This window comes from Achromobacter colocynthidis (assembly GCF_057334535.1).
Genome location: NZ_JBHFIZ010000013.1, coordinates 1,810 through 22,858, shown reverse-complemented (window position 1 = coordinate 22,858; position 21,049 = coordinate 1,810). Strand labels below are relative to the sequence as shown.

The following is a 21,049-nucleotide window of genomic DNA, read 5'->3' as shown; positions in this document are numbered from 1 at the left end:
CGGTCAAACCGTGAAACACGCTGCCCCAAGTCTTGTATTGACGCGCTCGGGTCGCCGCCTTGTAATCAGTTCAACGACTAAGAAAAGTTGAACGCTATGGGAAATCTGATGGACCTTCGCCCGTCCTTTCTACGAGGACGCACATCCGCCGGCACGACCTCCCGCGACGCCCTGCAGACATTGTGGCGTTCACTTGATTTGCCCGGCGAGTCGCTGGACCACGTGGCGCTGACTGGCGCCGCTCCCGTGTTTCCGTCTTCTTTCGCGGTGGGGGCGGCCGCGCAAACCAGCATGGCGGCAGCGGCGCTGGCCGCGGCTGAACTCTGGTATCTGCGCGGCGGGACGCGTCAGCAGGTCAGCATCGACATGCTGCACGCCGCCCAGGAATGCCGCGGCCACTTCACGATCAACGGCGTCACGCCCAATATCTGGGACCCCATCAGCGGCCTGTACCGCTGTGGCGACGGGGGCTGGGTTCGCATCCATGCCAACTTTGCCCATCACCGCGACGGCGCGCTGGCGCTCTTGGGCTGCCCCACGGGCGAAGGCACCACGCGCGAAACGGTGGAAGCCGCGTTGGGCCGCTGGAAAGCGCTGGACTTTGAACAGGTGGCCGCCGATGCGGGCTTGGTGGTGTCCGCCATGCGCAGCTTTGACGAATGGGACCGGCATCCGCAGGGCCAGGCCATTGCCGCCCAGCCCTTGCTGACGGTCGAACGCATCGGCGAGGCCGACCCCCGGCCCTTGCCCAAGTACGGCCATGGCGCGCGGCCGCTGAAAGACATCCGGGTACTGGACCTGACGCGCATCATCGCCGGCCCCGTCTGTGGCCGCACGCTGGCTGCCTATGGCGCCGACGTGATGTTGGTGAATTCGCCGCAGTTGCCCAATATCGACAACATCATAGAAACCAGCCGGGGCAAGCTCTCGGTGCAGGCGGACCTGGACACCGCCGATGGACGTATCGCCCTGGGCAATTTGCTGCGCAGCGCGCACGTGTTCGTGCAGGGCTACCGGCCGGGCGGCTTGGCCGCGTTGGGCTTTGGGCCGCAGGACGCCGCGCGTATCCGCCCGGGCATTGTGTATGTGTCGCTGACCGCGTATGGAAACGAGGGCCCCTGGGCCAACCGCCGCGGTTTCGATTCGCTGGTGCAAACCGCCACGGGCTTCAACCATGCCGAAGCCCAGGCAGCGGGCCAGGAAGCGCCCAAGCCCTTGCCCATGCAGATCCTGGACTATGCGTCGGGCTACCTGATGGCGTTTGGCGCGCAGGTGGCGCTGGCCCGCCAGGCGACTGAAGGCGGTAGTTGGCACGTTCGGGTATCGCTTGCGCAAACCGCGCATTGGCTGCGTGGCCTGGGCAGGGTGGATGGCGGACTCAACGGCCGCATGCCCGGCTTTGATGGCTTGTTGGATACGGAAGCATCGGGCTTTGGCGAATTGGTGGCCGTACGCCACCCCGCGCGTTTTTCCGAAACGCCGGCCCGCTGGACACGCCCGTCGAATCCGCCTGGGTCGCATCCCACGGTATGGCCGTTCAATTAGGCCGGGCTATCGTTTCAATGACAAGGCGCCTTTCGGGCGCCTTGTTTTTTGGATGCTTATTTTTGGCGGCCTGTTCCTGACCGCTTATTGCTTGGCCTTCCAGTCCCGCAGCGCGCGCATGGTGTTGGCCACGTGCGATTCGGGGCTCATGTCCGTGAATTCATACAGGATCTTGCCTTCCGGCGAAATCACGTACGACACGCGCTGTGCGTATTCCGGGCGCTTGTCGTGCACGGCGTCGTAAGCCTTCATGATCTTGCCGTCGCCATCGGCCGCCACGGCGAATTTGCCACGGCATTCGCTGACCGAGAATTTGTTCAGCGTATCAATGTCGTCCGTGGATACGCCGATGACGGTGGCGCCTAGCGACTTGTATTCGTCGGTGGCCTCGGCGAAGTTGTGCGCTTCGATGGTGCAGCCTTGCGTGAACGCGGCGGGAAAGAAATACAGCACGACCGGGCCTTGCTTGAGCGCGTCGTTCAGCTTGAACGTGAAGACCTTTCCGCCCAGCGAGGCCTGCGTGCTGAAGTCTGGAGCGGGCGCGCCGACATTCAAGGCGGCCTGGGCGGACGCGGCGGCGAGCAGGCCGCAGAACATCAGGCAAGGTACAAGGCGCTTCATGGGAGTCTCCAAAAATCAGTGGGGCGCGCAGACGGAGGCGGCAAGAGGCCTACTGTAGTGCGAGCGCGCCCGGGGGTCCAGTTCAGTCCCGATTCGGGCGGCCGCCCCGGCCTTCGCCGCCGCCTTGCTGGCGCTGCTGGGGTTGTTCACGTGCTTGCTGCGGGCGCGCTTGTTGTTGCGGACGCTCTTGCTGCGGACGCGCTTGCGCCTGCTGTCGGGGCTGTTCGCGCGCTTGTTGCTGACGCGCCTGCTGCTCCCGGGCTTGGTGTTCCCGTGCCTGTTGCTGGCGTGCCTGCTGTTGCTGTTCGCGGCCTTGCTGCTGGCGTTGCTCGCGCTCCTGCTGCTGGCGTGCTTGCTGCTGTCGATCTTGTTGCTGCTGCTGACGAGCCTGCTGATCGCGCTGCTGTTGTTGGCGCGATTGCTGCGAGGCAGCCTGTTGATCGCGCTGCGGGTCACGCTGTTGATCGCGCTGCTGCGGGCCACGCGGTTGCTCACGTTGCTGTTGATCACGCTGCTGCGGACCACGCTGTTGATCCCGCTGCTGTTGATCCCGCTGCGACACGTCGCGTCCCTGCGATGGCCCCGGGCCTCGCGCCTGATCGCCGCGACTTGGGTTGTTGTTGCCGCGATCGGCGTCGGGGCGCTTGTTGTCGCCACCGGGGCGTGGCCCTTGGGAGGGGCGCCCATCGTCGCGATGGTCCACGAAGGCTTGTGGCGGGCGGCCCTTGTTGTGGTCGTAGAACTGCGCGCGGTTGCTGCCGGCATCGCGTACGTAGCGGCGTTGCATGTCGGTAGGCGGCGCGTGGCGGTCCTTGCGGGCAGCCACTTCGCGCGGGTCCGCCGCGCGTCGGATGCCGTTGGGGCCGCCGTGATAGCTGACACGGCGGTTATCGATGTTGTTGACGACCACGGTGTGGTTGTACACGTTGGTGACGCGGGTGACGTTCACGTTGGTCACCGAGCGGTTGTAGTAGAAGCGGTCGCGCTTCCAGTAGCCGCCCACATACCCCAGCCCCACATAGCCGAAGCCGTAGTTGATGCCGCCATAAAAGCCGACGTGGGGGCCCCAATAGCCCGCGTTCCACACATACAGGCCATTGGTGAAGCCCCAGTAGCCGGGCGTCCAGAGCGCGCCGGCGTAGGGGGCGAGCACCCAGGCGCCGGGCACCCAGAAAAAGCCGTACTGATTGCGGCTCCAGTAGCCGGGCACCCACATGTACCCATCGGCCGGCGCGGGCGGTTGCACGTAGACGGGCAGGGGTGGGGGCGGTTCGGGGCTGCGGTCCACCAAGGCCAGATTGGCGTTGGCGGGGTCGCCGCCGTCATAGGCGGGGGCGGCGGGCGCAGGGGGCGGCGCGTAGGTTTGCGCCATCGCGCCGGCGCATAGCGTCAGCAGCGCAACGGCGGCCACGGCGGGTCGAAGCAGGGAGATCCGGATAGAGGGCGTCATGGCAGCTCCTGGGACACGTCGCAACGGACGGTCAATAACGCGACGGTCAATAACGCAAGGGTCAATAACGCGACGGTCAATATCCACGGTAGTAATAATGCGGCGCGGGATACGCGGGGTAGTAGTAGTGCGGCGTGTAATAGACCGGCGCGGGGCGATAGTGGGCCGGGCGGGCGGGCACCACGACGCAACCGGTCAGCGAACTGGCCATCACCATCATCAACAGAAGGCTCTTTTTCATTTTTCATGACTCCCAACCTGCGCCAGGCGTGGCTTACGCCCTGGGTGCGCTGGTAAGGATTAGGCCATACCGGATGACGGCGGTTCGTCTTTGTAATCGATCCGAAACAGCTTTCGCGTGACCGATGTTTGCGCCTGCGTGACGGCGCATGTCGTTGGTATCAATCTTTGCCGCAAAAGCAACGGGGCCGCGTGAGCGGCCCCGTGTTGCGTAACGCCACGTCATGCGGCGTTACGGCGATGGCGCATGGCGCGCCTGGCGTCAGTTCCAGCGGCCGCCGTTGCCGGCAAGGCTGAAACGGCCGGCGCCCATGAAGGCCAGCGCCAGCGCGGTGAACAGGAACATGCCTTGCAGTTCCAGCGCCCAGCCGCCGTTATTGGACAGGCTGCCCAATTGGCCGGTGTGCGCCAGCAAAATGGCAACCACCATGTTGATGGCGATGATCAAAGCGCCCAGGCGCGTGTAGACGCCAATGATGAGCAGCACGGGCGCGATGATTTCGCCCACGTAGACGCCATAGGCCAGAAAGCCCGGCAGGCCATGCGAAGACAGCATGCCGCTGATGCCCGTTACGCCGCCGCCCATCAGTTTGGACAGGCCGTGAAGCAGAATCAGAATGCCAAGGGTCAGGCGCAGGATCAGCTTGCCGGTATCGTCGGACTTGATCATGGTGAGTTTCTCTTGTGATGGTTAATAAGGGACAAGGCTTCGTTGGAACCCACCGCGAACCATTGGTTCCAAGTCCACACCGTCTCGCGCCAAGCGTGGCGGCTGCGTCAAGCGGCGCCATTATTGCAAATGCCCAGCGAAATCATCAAGTTTTCGTCACGCTGACATCGCGATGCGGCGCGCGACGTCTGCCCAAACGTATCCGGTCAAGCCCAGGATCAGAATTCCTCAAGAAAGCGCATGCGGAAGCGCCGGCCCTTGATGTTGCTGTTGGACACCCGCGAAAACGCCTGCTTGGCAATCTGGCGGTCCAGCGCCACGTAGGCGTTGAATTCCGTGATGTTGATCTTGCCCACCTGTTCAAACGTCAGCCCGCCGTCGCCGGTCAGGGCGCCCAGCAGGTCGCCCGGGCGCAGCTTGTCTTTCTTGCCGCCCTGGATGCACAGCGTCACCATGGGGGCGCGCAAGGGGCGGTCGGCCTTGGGCTTGAGCGATTTGATGTCGCCCCACTTCAACGGCGAACCCTGGTATTGCTCAACCAGGTTTGCCCAGCGCATCTCGTCGGGCGAGCACAGGCTTAGCGCCAGGCCCTTCTGGTCGCCCCGGCCGCTGCGGCCGATGCGGTGCACGTGCACTTCGGTGTCTTTCGTGACGTCCACATTGATCACGGCGCCCAGGTTCTGGATGTCCAGGCCACGGGCGGCCACGTCGGTGGCCACCAGCACGGCGCAGCTTTGGTTGGCGAACTGGATCAGGATTTCATCGCGTTCGCGTTGTTCCAGGTCGCCGTTCAGGGCTTGCGCGCTGATGCCGTCGGCCTGCAGGCGTTCAACCAGGTCGTGGCTGCGGACCTTGGTGTTGCAGAAGGCCAGTGTGGATACCGGGCGGAAATGCGCCAGCAGGCGGGCCACGGCGTCCAGGCGGTCTTTGCCGTCGATCTCGTAGAAGATCTGCTCGATGCGGCTGGAATCGTGCTGCGCTTCCACCTTGACCTCGGCCGGGTTGCGCAGGAAGCGCGCGCTGAGCTTGCGGATGTTGTCCGGGTAGGTGGCCGAAAACAGCAGCGTCTGGCGCTTGGTGGGGCAATGCGAGGCAATGGCGACGATGTCGTCGTAGAAGCCCATGTCGACCATGCGGTCGGCCTCGTCCAGCACCAGCGTGGTCAGGCCGGTCAGGTCCAGGCTGCCGCGTTCCAGGTGGTCTTGAATGCGGCCGGGCGTACCCACGACCAGGTGCGCGCCGCGCGCCAGCGATTCGGCTTGGGGGCGGGCGGGCGCGCCGCCGCACAGGGTCAGGATCTTGACGTTGGGAATCAGGCGCGCCAGCCGGCGCAATTCCTGCGCGACCTGGTCAGCCAGTTCGCGCGTGGGGCAAACCAGCAGGGCTTGCGGCGTCAGCGTGGTGGTGTCCAGCTTTTGCAGCACGCCCAGGCCGAACGCCGCGGTCTTGCCGCTGCCGGTCTTGGCTTGCGCGATGATGTCGCGGCCTTCCAGGATCAGCGGCAGGCTTTGCGCCTGGATGGGCGTCATTTGCTCGAACCCCAGGCTTTGCAGGTTGTCGAGCAGGGTGGGCAAGAGGGGCAGGGTGGAAAAGGGCGTGTTGGTCACAATATGGCGGATTGCAAAATCCGCTAAAAAACAAAGTCGACCGACAGTGTAAAGCCTGCCATGGCCAGGCCCTAGCCTTCTGATTCGTAGGTGCCGGCAAGCGCCTGGGCGGCCGCTTGCATGCGCGGCAGCCAGGCGCGCGCGCCGTCGATCGACAGCCGCGCCCCCGGGGCGTGCAGCGCCCCGGCGGCAATCACGCGCGCCCCCCGCAAAATGGGCACCGCCATGCAGACTATGCCCAGCAAAAATTCTTCGCGGTCGAAACTGGCGCCTTCCTTGCGGATGGCGCGCAGCTCTTGTTCCAGCGCGTCCACGTCGCACAGCGTGTTGGGCGTATAGCGCGGCAGGGGGGCGGCGGCCAGCAGCCGCGCGCGCGCTTCGCGCCGCATGTGGGCCAGAAACAGCTTGCCGCTGGCCGAACAGTGCAGGGGCACGCGCGACCCCGTTTGCAGGTTCACGCGCAGCGGCCAGGCGGTTTCCACGCGGTCCAGGTAGATGACTTCGTCCCCGTCGACCATGGTGCAGTTACAGGTTTCACCGATCTCGTCCACCAGGCTGTCCAGGATGCGATGGCGTTCGCCGCGCAGCGGGGAATTCAGCAAGGTGTCGCGCGCCAGCGCGCTTAGCCGTGGGCCGCTGACATAGCTTTTGCCGGCGGGCTCGCGCAGCAGCATGCCGGCATCGACCAGGCGGGTCAGTATGCGCAGCACCGACGGTTTGGGCAGGCCCGTGGCCTCGGTCAGCGCCGCCAGCGATACCGGCGCGTCCGATTGGGCCACCTGTTCCAGCAGGGTCAGCGCGCGCAAGGCGGCGGAGGATTCGTCTTTCATCTTTCAATATTTGAAGATTCGGCGGCGGTGGGGGCAGCGTTGCACGGATTTTGCAGAAAATGGAACGCGGTGGTATGGGAAACGCGGGATTTCTCCGGCAGTATCGAATCACCCCGGCCACGATGCAAGCACGAAGCGAGCCTCACGCAAGCTTTTCCGCAAGCCTCCCACGGCGCCGGCCTGCCAGGAGAGAGACCATGAGCAGCAAGCAACACATGACCCCCAGTGAAGCGTTCGTTGAGACGCTGGTCGCGCAGGGCGTCAAAGACGTATTCGGCATTGTCGGTTCGGCCTTCATGGACGCGCTGGACTTGTTCCCCGCCGCGGGCATCCGCTTTGTGCCCACCGTGCACGAACAAGGCGCCGCCCACATGGCCGACGGCTATTCGCGGGTGACCGGCCGCCACGGCGTCTGCATTGCGCAGAACGGACCGGGCATCACCAATTTCGTGACCGGGGTGGCCGCCGCCTACTGGGCGCACAGCCCCGTCGTGGCGATCACGCCCGAAACCGGCACGGCCGGCATGGGGCTGGGCGGCTTTCAGGAAACCGAGCAACTGCCCATTTTTTCGCGCATCACCAAGTACCAGGCGCACGTGAATCGCCCGGACCGCATGGCGGAATTCACAGCCAAGGCCTTTGACAACGCGCTGGCCGAACGCGGCCCGACGCAACTGAACATTCCGCGCGATTATTTCTACGGCGAAATCGATGTGGCCATCCCCGAGCCGCGCCGCATCCGGCGCGGGCCGGGTTCGGAAGAAGACCTGGAAGCGGCCGCGCGCCTGTTGGCCGAGGCCAAGTTCCCGGTCATCGTGGCCGGTGGCGGCGTGTTGTTCTCGGAAGGCCAGGCCGAATGCGTGGCGCTGGCCGAATTGTTGGGCGCGCCGGTCGTCACCAGCTATCTGCACAACGACGCCTTTCCCGCCAGCCATCCGCTGTGGTGCGGGCCGTTGGGCTACCAGGGCGCCAAGGCCGGCATGAAACTGCTGTCGCAGGCCGACGTGGTGCTGGCCTTGGGCACGCGCCTGGGGCCCTTCGGCACCTTGCCCCAGCATGGGCTGGACTACTGGCCCCAAGGCGCGCGCATCATCCAGGTGGATGCCGACCACCGCATGCTGGGGCTGGTGCGCCCGGTGTCGGTGGGCATCTGCGGCGACGCCAAGCCGGCCGCCGCCGCCCTGACCGCCAAGCTCAAATCGCGCGAGGTCGCGTGCGTGCGCACCAAGGCCGCGCGCGGCGACGACATTGCGTCCCAAAAGGCGGCCTGGGAAGCAGAGCTTGACGGCTGGTCGCACGAACGCGACGACTGGAGCCTGGACATCATCGAGCAAGGCGGCGGCCGCATGCACCCCCGGCGCATGCTGCGCGAGCTTGAACGCGCCATGCCCAAGCATGTGATGGTGTCCACCGACATCGGCAACATCTGCTCGGTGTCCAACAGCTACCTGCGCTTTGACGAACCGAACTCCATGCTGGCCGCCATGAGCTTTGGCAATTGCGGCTACGCGCTGCCGGCGTTGATCGGCGCCAAGCTGGGCCGCCCCGACCGGCCGGCCGTGGCCTATGTGGGCGACGGCGCCTGGTGCATGAGCTTCCAGGAACTCCTGACCTGCGTGCGCGAGAAAATTCCCGTCACCGCCGTCGTCTTCCATAACGGCCAATGGGGCGCTGAAAAGAAAAACCAGGTGGACTTCTACGGCCGCCGCTTCGTGGGCAGCAACCTGCTGAATCCCAACTTCTCTGAACTGGCGCGCGCCATGGGGGCCGAGGGCATCCGCGTCGAGCACGCGGACCAGGTGGGCGCGGCGTTGCAGGCCGCCTGCCAGGCGCAATCCGAAGGCAAGACCACCGTGCTGGAAATGATGGTCAGCCAGGAACTGGGCGATCCCTTCCGGCGCGACGCCCTGAAGCAGCCGGTGCGCTTCCTGGACAAGTACAAGCCTTACGTGAACCAGCCGTTCCAGGCGGGCGAAGTGCCCTTGCCGATTGATCCCGCACGGCGCTGACCGCAGGCGGTGTCCGCGCCCGGCGCCTTCGCGCCGGGCGTTCGTTTCCTGGCTCTGGGAGCACGGTCTATATGGCTAGCGATCGATTGTTCGCGCCGCTGCGCGATGCCGCGCTGTCGGCGGGGCGCCTGCGCACGGCGGTGGCGTATCCCTTGTCCCCATCCAGCCTTGAGGCCGCGGTCCAGGCGCAACGGGCCGGCCACATCGAGCCGGTGCTGGTGGGGCCGGCGCGCAAGCTGCTGGAGCGCTTGGAGCAAGCAGGCTTGCGGCCGGGGGATTTTGACATCGTCGACACGCCCGACGATGAACGGCTGGCCGCGCAGACGGCGGCCGGGCTGGCGCGCGACGGCGCGGTGCAGATGCTGATGAAGGGCAGCCTGCATAGCGATAATTTCATGGCGGCCGTGGTGTCGCGTGAATCTGGCCTGCGCACGAATCGGCGCATCAGCCACGCCTTCGTGATGGCTGTGGAGGCCTACGCCAAGCTCTTCATCCTGACGGACGCGGCGGTCAACATCGCGCCCACGCTGATGGAAAAGGCCGACATTGCGCAGAACGCCATCGACCTGGCGCAGTCGCTGGGCATCGGCCGGCCCAAGGTGGCGGTGCTGTGCGCCACGGAATCCGTCAACCCGGCCATGCCGGCCACGCTGGATGCGGCGGCCTTGTCCAAGATGGCCGACCGCCAGCAGATCCGGGGCGGCGACATCGACGGCCCGCTGGCGTTCGACAACGCCATCTCGCGCGATGCGGCGCGGGAAAAGGGCATTGAGTCGCGGGTGGCGGGCGACGCCGACATTCTGCTGGCGCCGGATATCGAAGCGGGCAACATGCTCTACAAGGAACTTACCTGGCTGGCGGGCGCGGGCACCGCCGGCCTGGTGCTGGGCACGCGCGGGCCGGTGCTGCTGACCAGCCGGTCCGATTCCGTGCAGGCGCGCGTCAACAGTTGCGCCATTGCCGTGCTGCACGCGCGCGCGATGCTGGCGGCACGCGCTGCTTGATGCAGGCTCGGCATCTTCAGCAACTTCAGCAACCTCAGCAACTTCAGCAACTTCAGCAACCTCAGCTTTTTCAAGCCACCAGCCACCGCCGTCTTGCCGCGCGCGCGGTTCTGGTGCAACCGATTCCCCGTGTCTGGTTCTAGACCCTGCCATCCCCGCCACGTACCTTGAGTCCAGACGCACGCGCGCGCTTCGCGCCGGCCTTTCAAGTAAAGGGGTAGGCAATGCAAAACACCGTCACCGCCGACATGCTGGCCGAATTCGCGGCCGCCTGGAACCGCCACGATATCGACGCCTTGATGGCCTTCATGAGCGAAGACTGCGTGTTCGAAACCGTGGGCGGCCCCGACGCCTGCGGCAGCCGGCACGCGGGCACCGACGCGGTGCGGGCGGCCTTCGCGGCGGCCTGGAAGAACTTCCCGGACGCGAAATGGAACAACGGCCGGCATTGGGTCGCGGGCGATCGCGGCGTGTCGGAATGCACGTTCACCGGCACCGCCGCCGACGGCTCGCGGGTAGAGGCGGACATGGTCGACATCTTCACGTTCCAGGACGGCAAGATCCGCGTGAAGAATGCGTTCCGCAAGCAGCGCCCGGCCTTGCCCGCGCGCGCGTGAGACGCGCATGGATACCCAAATGTCCTTCGAACCTTCACGCCCGACGCCGGAAGCCGCCGCGCGGGCCGCTGTCCCAGGGCTGGCCCACCACGCCACCTACAACCCCACCTACGACCCGCTGGTGTCGCCACCCGGGCAGGGGCAGGACTACGCGCCCACCTACTGGGTCGCCACGGCCGGCGCGCCGCCCGAAGACGATGGCCCCATCCAGGGCGACGTCGATGCCGATGTGGTGATCGTGGGCTCGGGCTTTACCGGTCTGTCGGCGGCGCTGACCCTGGCGCGCGACTTCGGCGTGCGCGCGCTGGTGCTGGAAGCCAACCGCGCCGTGTGGGGCTGCACCAGCCGCAACGGGGGCCAAGGGCAAAATGCGTCAGGACGCTTGTACCGGTCGCAATGGATCAGCCGTTGGGGGTTGGATACCGCCAAGCGCCTGGACGCCGAAATCCGCGAAGGCTTCGAGTATTGGAAAAGCCTGGTCGCGCAGGTGGACTGCGACGCGCAGCCGGGCGGGCACCTGTACACGGCCCATCGCCAGAAGAAAATGGCGTTCCTGGCCAACGAAGCGCGCGTGATGCGCGAGGTGTTTGGCTACGACGCCAGGATGCTTACCCAGGCCGAGCTGCGCGAGCGCTACGTCCACGACCACGAGGCGGTCGGCGCCATGCACGAGCCCGACGGCGTGGGCGTGCATCCCTTGAAACTGGCGTACGGCTATTTGCGCCAAGCACGTGCGCTGGGCGTGCGGGTGCATCCGTCCAGCCCGGTGCTGAGCTGGCGCAGGGACAAGGGCGCCATCCTGCTGCGCACCCCCGCCGGCGTGGTGCGCGCCCGCCGCGTGGCCTTCGCCACGGGTGGCTACACCGCGCAGGGCGTGAACCCGCTGCTGGACAACCGCATCATGCCGGTGCTGTCCAACTCCATGGTCACGCGCGTGCTGACGGACGCCGAACGCGCCGCCGCCGGCCTGAAAAGCACGGTCTTCATCACCGACACTCGCACACTGCGCTTCTACTACCGCCTGCTGCCCGACGGCCGCATGCAGATCGGCAGCCGCAGCGCCCTGCACGGCGCCGACGCGCAACACCCGCGCCATCTGGCGCTGCTGCGCGAAGGCCTGGCCCGGAAATTCCCGTCGCTACGTGACGTCGAAGTGGCGTATTCGTGGTGGGGCTGGGTAGACGTCAGCCACGACATGATGCCGCGCGTCACCCAGCCCGACCCCGCCCAACCGGTGTATTACGCCTTCGGCTACGGCGGCAACGGCGTGGCGTTCTCCGCGCAAGCCGGCAAGCGGCTTGCCCAGCGAATGATGGGCAAGGACGGCGCCCCGTGGAACCTGCCCATCTACGACTCCCCGCTACCCGGCCATCTGTTCGCCCCGTTCAGACGGCTGGGGCAGGGCTTGCTGTACCGCTGGTATCACCTGCGGGATGAGCATTTGTAGGGCCTGTCTTTGCCCCCTAAGCTGCCGCCCGCAACCGAAATCGGCGCACCACTTGCGCCAGTTTCGCGATGCCCGGTTCGATCAGTTCCGGGCGGATCGACGTGAAGCCCACGCGCAAGACATTGCCGGGGGCGTTGGCGCCGTTCATGAAGAAGACGTCGCCGGGTTCCACCACCACGCCTTCGGCCAGTGCGGCTTCTGATAATTCGGCGGCGTTCAGCCACGGGGGGCCTTGCAGCCAGCAGGACGACGAGCCGGTGATGGGGGTGGGGGTGAAGTCGGGCAGGTGGCGGGCCAGCGCCTGGGTCAGTTCGGCGCCGCGCTTCTGGTAGGCCTGCGATTGTTTGCGCAGCAGCGAATGGTGGTGGCCCAGAGAAATAAACAGCGAAAACGCACGCTGGATGTAGGCTGAAGGATGGCGCAGCATCAGCCGGCGCAGCGCGCGCAGTTCGCGCGTCAGCTCGCGTGGCGCGACGATATAGCCGATGCGCAAGCCGGGCGCGAACGACTTCGCCAGGCTGCCCACGTAGATAACGCGGCCATCGCGGTCCAGGCTTTTCAAGGCCGGGATGGCGCCTTCGCCCCAGCGGCTTTCGCTTTCAAAATCGTCTTCAATGATCATGCTGTCGGCTTGGCGCGCCAGGGCCAGCAGGGTTTCGCGGCGTTCCATCGACAGCGTGACGGTGGTGGGGCATTGATGGCCCGGCGTCACGAAGACATAGTCGCAGCCCAGCAGGTGCGTGCCCGTGCACAAGCCGCCTTCGTCCACGGGCATGGGCAGCAGATGGCGCGTGTGGCTGGCGAAGATGTTGCGGGCATCGGGGTAGCCGGGGTCTTCCATGCCCACCACCGTGTCTTCGTTGACCAGCAGGTCGGCCAGCAAATACAGCGCATGCTGCGCGCCCACGGTGATGACGATTTCTTCGGCGTCGGCCCACACCCCCCGGCGCGGCAGCACTTGCGTGCGGATCTGTTCGATCAGCGCGGGGTCGTCGTGGGTGATCAGGTCGGGCGCCCAACTGCGGATGTCCAGCACCGACAGTGCCTTGATGCAGCACTCGCGCCATTCCGCCGTGGGAAACAGGTCGGGGTCGAACTGCCCGTAGACGAAGGGGTAGGGCTGCTTCTGCCAGTCTTGCGGCTTGCTGATATTGCGCTGGCGCGACGGGCGAAAGCGCAGCCGTTCGTCCCAGCGGATCTGTTGCGGGTGGTCAGCAGGGGATACGCCCGCCGCCGCTTCGCCGGCCGACCCCGAATGCCCTTGCATGACGGAATCGCAGACAAAATGGCCGCTGCGTTCGCGTGACACCAGATACCCCTCGCTGACCAGTTGCTGGTAGGCGAAGACGACGGTGTTGCGCGCAATGCGCAGTTGGTCGGCCAACTGGCGGCTGGAGGGCACGGGCATGCCGGGCGGCAGGTGGCCACTGAGAATGGCCGACACCAGCATCTGCCGCACCCGCCCTTGCAGGCTGAGGTTGGGCGCGCTTTCGCGTTCGAACAAGCGGTCCCACAACACAGGCTTTTGCATCGCGGCCTGGCTGGACATGACGGCTCCTTGTGTAGGCGGCGCGGGCCCCCAAGACGGGGGCCGCGCAATCCGCTCCCCAGAATAGAGGACGCCAAAATGGGACGGAATGGGGGATTGCCCTGCCGGCAGTTTAGACGCGCCCCTTCCACGGAATGGCGAATTTTTCCACGTAGCGCACCAGCAGATCGAACGCGAAGGCGAACACGCCGATCACGATGATGCCCATGATGACGATGTCGCTGGCCAGGAACTGCGCGGCGTTCAGCACCATGAAGCCCAGGCCGCGGTCGGCAGCCACCATTTCCGCCGCCACCAGCGTGGTCCAGCCCACGCCGATCCCGATGCGCAGCCCCGTGAAGATCTCGGGCATGGCCGCTTTCAGGATCACGTGCCAGACGATCTGCATCCGCGTGCCGCCCATGGCGTAGGCCGCATGGATCTGTTCGATGGATACCGACCGCACCCCGGCGCGCGCCGCGATCGCCATCGGCGCGAAGATGGCCAGGTAGATCAGCAGGATCTTCGGAAATTCGCCGATGCCGAACCAGATGATGATGAGCGGCAGGTAGGCCAGCGGCGGCAGCGGGCGGTAGAACTCGATGGGCGGGTCGAAGATGCCGCGCGCGTAGCGGTTCACGCCCATCAATATGCCGATGGGCACGGCCGTCACGCAGGCCAGGAAGAACGCCGAGAACACCCGCGTCAGGCTGGCCATGGCGTGTTCGGCCAGCGTGGAATTGGCCACGCCGTCGGTCATGGCCGAGATGAACTTGTCGTAGACGGCAAAGGGCGACGGCAGGAACAGCGGCTTGACCCAGCCCGTGCTGGTGGCCAGGAACCACAGCGCGATCAGCGCGATGGTGGTGATCAGGCTGATGTGGCTGCTGTAGCCCGCGCCCGGCGCGCCATACACCTTGCCGGGCGCCGCGGGCTTGTGGCCGCCGCGCGCTTTACGCATGAGCGGGCTCGTGGGCGGCAAGCTCGTCGCCGTAGATGATGCCAAGGACTTGCTCGCGCATGGCGATGAAGTCGGGGCTGGATTTGATGCGGCGGCCATCGCGGGTCTCCAGGTAGCGCCGGTTGAAGTCCGGCGTGAAGGTGTGTGTGATGCGGCCTGGGCGCGGCGACATGACGATCAGCCGCGACCCCAGGAACAGCGCCTCTTCCACGCTATGGGTAATGAAGAAAAACATCTTGTTGGTCTGGCGCCAGATGTCCAGCAGCAGCTCCTGGATGGTTTCCCGCGTCAGCGCGTCCAGCGCCGCCATCGGTTCGTCCATCAGCAGCATGGCGGGGTCGCAGGTCAGGGCGCGGGCAATGCCCACGCGCTGCTGCATGCCGCCGGACAACTGGTAGATCATGTGGCGGTGAAAGTCCTGCAGGCCCACCAGCTCCAGGTTGCGGCGGGCGCGGGCGCGCCGTGTGGCTTTGTCCACGCCTTGCAGTTTCAGGCCGAACTCGGTGTTCTCCAGCACATTCAGCCACGGCAGCAGCGCATGCTTCTGGAACACGACACCGCGCTCGGCGCCCGGCCCGGTAATGGGCCGCCCGCCCAGCGTGATCTCACCTTCGGTTGGTGACAGAAACCCGGCAAGCAGGCTCAGCAAGGTGGTCTTGCCGCAGCCGGACGCGCCCAGCGCCACCACGAATTCGCCGGGCTCGATGGTCAGGTTGACGTCGTGCAGCGCCACCACCGGGCCGCTGTCATGCATGCCGGGGTAGGTGACGCCGACGTGGTCCGCGCGCAAGGCCAAGGCGGCGGGTTGGGATGGCTGGGTCATGCGGATTCCCCTTATGACGGCACGCCCGCGGCAAGGCGGGCGTGCAGGGCAAAGACCGCGCGGCTACTTGGCCGCGGCCTTCGCGTACTGGTCCGTAACGTGCGGGCTGTAGTCGGTCAGCGCCCGGTCGATCTGCTTCTGGTCTTTCAGGAACTTGGCGCTGGCGTCCAGCGCCCGCACCGCGCCCGATTCCTTGCCGCCGCCCAGCCAGGTCGGCGACGCCTGTTCCTGTGCGGTCGGGAACACCAGCAGCTTGAGCGCGCTGACGATGTCGTCCGGTTTGCCGCCGATCAGCCGCACAATGCCCTTGACCTCGGGCGACTCGGGCGTCCACTTGGCGCCATTGGCGTGATAGTCGGCGTAAGACTTGGCCAGCACGCTGGTGAAGGCGGCCATGAACTTCGGGTTCTTGGCAGCCCAGGCGCGGTCCACGACGATGCCGTCAAACGTGGGCACGCTGGCGCGGCCGATGGCTTCGGAGTCGGCAATGACCTTGCCGGTCTTTTCGATTTCCGTCAACGCGGGCGGCCACACGTAGGCGGCGTCGATGTCGCCGCGCTGCCAGGCGGCCACGATCTGCGGCGGCTGCATGTTCAGGATGCGCACGTCGCGCGGGTTGATCTTCCAGACCTGGTCCATGCCCACCAGCAGGTGGAAGTGCGACGTCGATACGAACGGCGTGGCCACGCGCTTGCCCTTGAGGTCGGCGGTGCTGTTGATGCCCGAGCCGTTGCGCGCCACCAGGGCCTCGGATTTGCCGATGTTGTCCAGGATCCAGAACAGTTGCAGGTCCACGCCGCGCGTGGCGGCCGAGGTAATGCCCGTTGAACCCAGCACGCCCACCGGCACATTGCCCGAGGCCAGCGCCGTGGAAATGTCGCCGCCCGAGGTGAACTGGCGCCAGTCGACCTGGTAGCCGGCGTCTTTCAAGGCCTTGTCGAAACTGCCGTCGGCGATGGCGGACAGGAAGGGCCCGACGATGAGCTGGTAGCCGACGACCAGCTTGGTCTGCGCGTAGGCAGGCGCCGCCAGTAGCGCGGCGGCAAGGCCGGCCAGGGTGCAGCGGCGGATGAGGCGGTAAATCGCGTTCATGGTGATCTCCGAGAGAGAGTGGGCCGCGCCCCGACGCGACCGGCTTTGTGCCGGTGCGGCCTGGTGCCAGTTTGCCCGGATAGGGGCAGAACGCTAGGTCCAGATGGGGGGTTCAGTAGGAGCCAAACCGCGTTGCGGCGGGCAGGTCCCAGGGTGTGCCGGGGCCGGGGCATCGGGTATCGGCCAAATGCCCGATGCCTTGATCGCGGGCGCGGGCCAAGGGGGCGGGCGAACAGGCGGACCAAAGGGTGGACCAAGCGGCGGTCTACGCGGCGGTCTACGCAGCGGTCTAAGCGGCAAACCAAGGGACGCGAATTACCACGCAGACCTCGATTTAGCAGTGACGGAAATGTCATTCATTTGTTAACGATTTGTCCAGAGTGCTGGGATACAGTCGTTTCGTCCGGCCAGGCGGGTGCGATGGACGGCCAAGCGCGTCGGTTTCCCGCTGGCGCCAGGCCGCAGCCCCAGGGGCCATGAATTCCGTCGAGGTCGTATGTTCACCAATCTGAAAATCCGCAGCTGTTTGGGCATTCTGCTCGCGCTGTTCTTTATGGGCATGTTGGCCGCCAACGGCGCGGCCTGGCTGGACACGCGGTCCAGCAACGCCAAGCTGAGCCAGGTCAACGAAGCCTATTCGATGCGTGTCGTGCCCGCCTACGAGGCCTACACCCTGATGCTGCGCGCGCGGCTGGCGATGGACGCCGCCATGATCAACCGGCAGGTCGGCCGCACCCAGCAAAGCGAGGCCGACGCCACCCGCGCCGAAGATCTGTGGCGCCGTTCGCGCGCGCGCTTCGAGGCCTTCTCCAATGAGGTCCGCGCGCCCGCGCTGCAAGAGAAAGCCGCGCCTGTTGCGGCCGCGTTCAAACACTACGACGCGCTGGCCTCTGAACAGTTTGAATCCATGCGCAACCAGGACGCGCGCGCCTTCGCCTTGCAAATGGATGCGGTGCAGGGCGCCCACCTGGCCTTTGACCACGAGGTGGCCGACTACCTGGCCTATGTGGATGCGCAAACCAATGGCTTTGTGGCTGCCGCGGCCAGCCAGCATCTGCGTGCCAATACCCTGATCGCGGCCCTCTTGGCCGCCGCCGTGTTGCAGAGCATTGGCGCCGCGCTGTTTGTCAGCCGGTCGGTGCTGCGTCCCTTGCTGCGTGCCGGGGCCCACTTCCAGAGCATTGCCGACGGCAATTTGACCAACCCTATCGAGATCAAATCCCACAATGAAATCGGTCAGCTTTTTCTTGGCCTGCAACGCATGCAGGCCAGCCTGGCCAAGACGGTGGCCGCCGTCCGCCAAGGCGTGCAGCAGATCAGCCGGGGTACGCACGACATTGCGGACGGCAATGTGTTGCTGTCGTCGCGTACCGAGCAGCAGGCCGCCACCCTGGAAGAAACGGCCTTATCGATGGGTCGGCTGGCGGTAACCGTCAAGGAAAACGCCGACAACGCGCTGCGCGCCAACCAGCTTGCCGAAGGCGCGTCGCAAGTGGCCGGGCGCGGCGCCGCCGTGGTGGCGGACGTGGTCGGCACCATGCAGGACATCAGCGCCAGTTCGGCCAAGATCACGCACATCGTGTCGGTCATCGATGGCATTGCCTTCCAGACCAACATCCTGGCGCTAAACGCCGCCGTTGAGGCGGCTCGCGCCGGCGACCAGGGCAAGGGTTTTGCGGTGGTGGCCGGCGAAGTGCGCGCGCTGGCGCAACGCAGCGCGTTGGCGGCCCGTGAAATCAAACAGTTGATCGCCGATTCCGCGGGCCGGGTTCAGGCGGGCGCGCAACAGGTGGAGCTTGCGGGGGCCACCATGCGCGAAATCGAGAACGCCGTGCACCGCGTGACCGACATCATGGGTGAAATCGCCGCCGCGTCCAGCGAGCAGGCGCAAGGCATCGACCAGGTCAACCTGGCGGTGTCCAGCATGGACGAGGCCACGCAGCAGAATGCCTTGCTGGTCGAGCAGGCCGCGGCATCCGCGCGGGCCTTGCGCGATCAGGCCGAAGGCCTGGCGCAAACCGTCGCCATCTTCACCGTGTCGCCGCGCGTGGTGATCGACATGCCCGCCACGCGCGAACCGGTTCAGGCCATGGCCCCCGCGCCGCGCCACCGCGTGGCCTTGCAACGACCCAAGGCGGCCGGTGCCGGCGCCGACCTTCAAGACGATTGGCAAGTGTTCTGACGAAGCGGCGCCGGAAGGAGGATCTGGCGCCTGCCCGGTAGTATCCGGTGGCCCACTTCCGCGGGGAGCAGGCCAGCGTTCGATCAACGCTACGCATGCGTGCGTCCCCGGGGATCGGGGCCAGCGTGTGCTCTCACGACAAGAAGAAAACAATGAGCGATTTCGACATGGTGATACGCGGTTCGCTGGTCAGCGCCGATAGCATTCTGGAAGACGGTTGGTTAGGTATCGTGGACGGCAAGATTGCGGCAATGGGCAGCCACAGCCCGCCCGCCGCGCGCGATCAGGTGGATGCTCGCGGGCTGTGGGTGCTGCCGGGCGCCGTTGATAGCCGTACTTATATAGGGGGCTGGGCAGACGGTTGCGGCATCGGCCGCGCGTCCCGAGCGGCGGCGGCGGGCGGGGTGACGACGCTGGTGGACATGCCCTACGAACATGCCGAAGTGATAGCCAGCCGCGCGCAGTTGGACGCAATGGTGTCGCGCATCGGCCGTGATGCGCATGTGGATGTGGCGGTGGCCGGCACCGTCAACACCGAACATGGCCTGGACGCGGCGGACGCCTTGGCGCGGGGCGGCGTTTGCGCGTTTTCCATCCCCACGTTCGAGGCCGAACGGCAGCGATTTGCGCATCACGAAAGTGATTTGCTTCAGGCTTTTCAGGGCATTGCGCGCTTTGGGCTGGCGTGCAGCATGCACAACCATGCGCGTCTGACCGCCAGCCGCAATGCGCGGCGGCTTCTGGAAGCCGGCAGGCCGGGCAGGGAAGTGCTGGCCCGCGCCAACCTGCCGCTGATCGAAGGCTTGACGACGCGATTGCTGTGCCGCGTGGGCGCGGCGGCCGGCGTGCGCATGCAGGCCGCCGACGTGTGGTCCGAACAGGGCTATGCCTTGTGCGCCAGTTACCGCCAGGCCGGGCACTGGGTCACCATTGAAACCAGCCTGCGCAGCCTGATGATGAGCACCGAAGACGCGTTGCAGCAGTTTGGCGGCACGGCGGACGACTACCCGCTGCTGCGTCCGCGCGTGGAAGTTGATGCGCTGTGGCGGCGCTTGGCGACTGACATGTGCACTTTCGTGTCGTCGGGCTATCAGGCGCGCAGCGACGATGGCGGCGACGGGCCGGCGCCCACGGTCGACTACGGGCCCGACCTGCTTCTGCCCGCGCTGTGGTCGGGTTGCGAAGCGCGCGGCCTGTCGCCGTCGCTGGTGGTGCGCTTGTTGTCGCAAAAGCCCGCCGAACATTTCTTGCTGGACGATCGCAAGGGGTCGTTCGATATCGGCAAGGACGCGGACTTCGTCGTGCTGGCGCCGGGCCGTTCGGCCTCCCAGCAGACCGAGACGTTTGGCCGGCCCTATACCGTGCATGTGTTTGGAACGTGGCGGCGCGGGGAACTGGTGTATGACGGCAGCCGCGTGCAGGGCGAGCCGGGCACGGGCCGCTACCTTCGGCCGCGCGCCGTGGCCCGTGAAGACCACGGCGCCATGATGATGTGATGGCGCGTTGATGGCTAGCCGATGCCGAACTGACGCGCCAGGCGCGTCAGTTCGGCGGGTCCCGCTGTTCCATGACGTAACCCAGGCCCCACACGGTATGCAGCAGGCGCGTGCTGAAGGGGTCGTCCATCTTCATGCGCAGCCTGCGCACGGCAACGTCGATCGCGTTGGTGCCACGGTCGAAATTGATGCCCCAGACATGCGCGGCCAGGTTCATGCGGGATTGCACTTCGCCGTGCTTGCGCATCAGTCGTTCAAGCAGCGCGAATTCAATCGCCGTGAGCCGGATGCGCTGACCTTCGCGCAAGGCCTTGCGGCTTAGCAATTGAAGTTCAAGGTCGCCCACGCGCAAGACATGTTGCGCGCCGGCGTCGTCGGTGGGCGAGGACCGCCGGCTGATGGCCTTCATCCGCGCAACGAGCTCGCACGTGGCGTAGGGTTTGGCCAGGTAGTCGTCCGCGCCTTCGCTCAAGCCTTGCACGCGGGCTTGCAGCTCGTCGCGGGCCGAGACGATCAGCACGGGCACATTGCTTTCCTTGCGCAGTTCCCGCAGCACGGTGAAACCGTCCATGACCGGTAGCTGTACATCCAGCAGGATCAGGTCGTAGGGAAACGTTTTTGCGATGCGAAGGCCGCTTACGCCATCGGTGGCAATGTGGACGATTTGGCCTTGCTCGGCAAGCGTGTGGCTCAGTGCTTCGGCCGAGATCTTGTCATTGTCGATTACGAGGACTTTCATGGGTTGCTGCATCGAATGGATACCGTTGGCTTGCGGGCCGCGCCAAGGCGCGATTTGCAAAGCTGACGGCATTCCTCACACGGACTGGCGCAACGAATGCAGCGGTAAGGCGTGCACGCCAGGCGACCCGTCATGCTGACGGCTAATAACGCTCTTGTGAATTGGAAGAGTCTTAAAAGTGCCCCGGG

Annotated in this window: 18 protein-coding genes; 7 read left to right on the top strand and 11 right to left on the bottom strand. The window is 65.9% G+C overall.

Annotated features, from left to right (window positions below):
• Positions 1–96: 96 nt before the first annotated feature.
• Entirely contained in the window at positions 97–1,545 is a 1,449-nt protein-coding gene (locus ACE04A_RS05090; RefSeq protein ID WP_485819909.1) for a CoA transferase, read from the top strand.
• Between the two features lie 84 nt (positions 1,546–1,629).
• On the opposite strand, the gene ACE04A_RS05085 is transcribed toward ACE04A_RS05090, so the two are convergent.
• The 6 genes from ACE04A_RS05085 to ACE04A_RS05060 all read right to left on the bottom strand — a co-directional run bounded on the left by ACE04A_RS05085 (position 1,630) and on the right by ACE04A_RS05060 (position 6,963).
• The gene (locus ACE04A_RS05085; protein WP_230694382.1) at positions 1,630–2,166 is read right to left on the bottom strand and encodes a peroxiredoxin; all 537 of its coding nucleotides are present in this window, start codon (positions 2,164–2,166) and stop codon (positions 1,630–1,632) included.
• A gap of 82 nt (positions 2,167–2,248) precedes the next feature.
• Positions 2,249–3,616 (bottom strand): adenylate cyclase, encoded by a 1,368-nt coding sequence (locus tag ACE04A_RS05080; RefSeq protein ID WP_448715810.1) that lies wholly within the window; start codon positions 3,614–3,616, stop codon positions 2,249–2,251.
• Positions 3,617–3,692: 76 nt separating this feature from the next.
• Positions 3,693–3,857 (bottom strand): hypothetical protein, encoded by a 165-nt coding sequence (locus tag ACE04A_RS05075; RefSeq protein WP_164741246.1) that lies wholly within the window; start codon positions 3,855–3,857, stop codon positions 3,693–3,695.
• A gap of 261 nt (positions 3,858–4,118) precedes the next feature.
• Positions 4,119–4,526 carry a DoxX family protein gene (locus ACE04A_RS05070; protein WP_259248226.1) on the bottom strand — a complete coding sequence of 136 codons (408 nt, stop codon included), beginning with the start codon at positions 4,524–4,526 and terminating at the stop codon, positions 4,119–4,121.
• A gap of 218 nt (positions 4,527–4,744) precedes the next feature.
• Positions 4,745–6,133, bottom strand: coding sequence for an ATP-dependent RNA helicase DbpA (gene dbpA / locus ACE04A_RS05065; protein ID WP_259248224.1), 1,389 nt, complete (start codon positions 6,131–6,133; stop codon positions 4,745–4,747).
• Between the two features lie 71 nt (positions 6,134–6,204).
• Positions 6,205–6,963, bottom strand: a complete 759-nt coding sequence (locus ACE04A_RS05060) for an IclR family transcriptional regulator (RefSeq protein WP_485819908.1) — start codon at positions 6,961–6,963, stop codon at positions 6,205–6,207.
• 197 nt (positions 6,964–7,160) lie between these two features.
• Here ACE04A_RS05060 and xsc point away from each other — a divergent pair, with 197 nt between their 5' ends.
• The 4 genes from xsc to ACE04A_RS05040 all read left to right on the top strand — a co-directional run bounded on the left by xsc (position 7,161) and on the right by ACE04A_RS05040 (position 12,040).
• Positions 7,161–8,972, top strand: a complete 1,812-nt coding sequence (xsc, locus tag ACE04A_RS05055; protein ID WP_448715811.1) for a sulfoacetaldehyde acetyltransferase — start codon at positions 7,161–7,163, stop codon at positions 8,970–8,972.
• A 71-nt stretch (positions 8,973–9,043) separates the two neighbouring features.
• On the top strand, positions 9,044–9,976 hold the full coding sequence (locus ACE04A_RS05050; RefSeq protein WP_485819907.1) for a bifunctional enoyl-CoA hydratase/phosphate acetyltransferase: 933 nt from the start codon (positions 9,044–9,046) through the stop codon (positions 9,974–9,976).
• A 224-nt stretch (positions 9,977–10,200) separates the two neighbouring features.
• The gene (locus tag ACE04A_RS05045; protein ID WP_448715812.1) at positions 10,201–10,593 is read left to right on the top strand and encodes a nuclear transport factor 2 family protein; all 393 of its coding nucleotides are present in this window, start codon (positions 10,201–10,203) and stop codon (positions 10,591–10,593) included.
• 7 nt (positions 10,594–10,600) lie between these two features.
• The gene (locus ACE04A_RS05040; protein WP_448715813.1) at positions 10,601–12,040 is read left to right on the top strand and encodes an NAD(P)/FAD-dependent oxidoreductase; all 1,440 of its coding nucleotides are present in this window, start codon (positions 10,601–10,603) and stop codon (positions 12,038–12,040) included.
• A gap of 16 nt (positions 12,041–12,056) precedes the next feature.
• Here ACE04A_RS05040 and pdxR read toward each other — a convergent pair whose 3' ends face one another.
• The 4 genes from pdxR to tauA form a co-directional block, all read right to left on the bottom strand.
• Positions 12,057–13,589, bottom strand: coding sequence for a MocR-like pyridoxine biosynthesis transcription factor PdxR (pdxR, locus tag ACE04A_RS05035; protein WP_259248215.1), 1,533 nt, complete (start codon positions 13,587–13,589; stop codon positions 12,057–12,059).
• A 112-nt stretch (positions 13,590–13,701) separates the two neighbouring features.
• Positions 13,702–14,529 carry an ABC transporter permease subunit gene (locus ACE04A_RS05030; protein WP_259248214.1) on the bottom strand — a complete coding sequence of 276 codons (828 nt, stop codon included), beginning with the start codon at positions 14,527–14,529 and terminating at the stop codon, positions 13,702–13,704.
• Entirely contained in the window at positions 14,522–15,352 is an 831-nt protein-coding gene (locus tag ACE04A_RS05025; RefSeq protein WP_268078280.1) for a taurine ABC transporter ATP-binding protein, read from the bottom strand. The genes ACE04A_RS05030 and ACE04A_RS05025 overlap by 8 nt, the downstream gene beginning before the upstream one ends.
• Positions 15,353–15,415: 63 nt before the next feature.
• Positions 15,416–16,444, bottom strand: coding sequence for a taurine ABC transporter substrate-binding protein (gene tauA, locus ACE04A_RS05020; protein WP_259248211.1), 1,029 nt, complete (start codon positions 16,442–16,444; stop codon positions 15,416–15,418).
• Positions 16,445–16,940: 496 nt separating this feature from the next.
• Here tauA and ACE04A_RS05015 point away from each other — a divergent pair, with 496 nt between their 5' ends.
• Entirely contained in the window at positions 16,941–18,626 is a 1,686-nt protein-coding gene (locus ACE04A_RS05015) for a methyl-accepting chemotaxis protein (protein ID WP_448715814.1), read from the top strand.
• Between the two features lie 152 nt (positions 18,627–18,778).
• A complete protein-coding gene (locus tag ACE04A_RS05010; protein ID WP_448715815.1) occupies positions 18,779–20,122 on the top strand; it encodes an amidohydrolase family protein in 1,344 nt (447 codons plus the stop codon).
• Between the two features lie 46 nt (positions 20,123–20,168).
• On the opposite strand, the gene ACE04A_RS05005 is transcribed toward ACE04A_RS05010, so the two are convergent.
• Positions 20,169–20,861, bottom strand: coding sequence for a response regulator (locus ACE04A_RS05005; protein ID WP_259248191.1), 693 nt, complete (start codon positions 20,859–20,861; stop codon positions 20,169–20,171).
• Between the last annotated feature and the right edge of the window lie 188 nt (positions 20,862–21,049).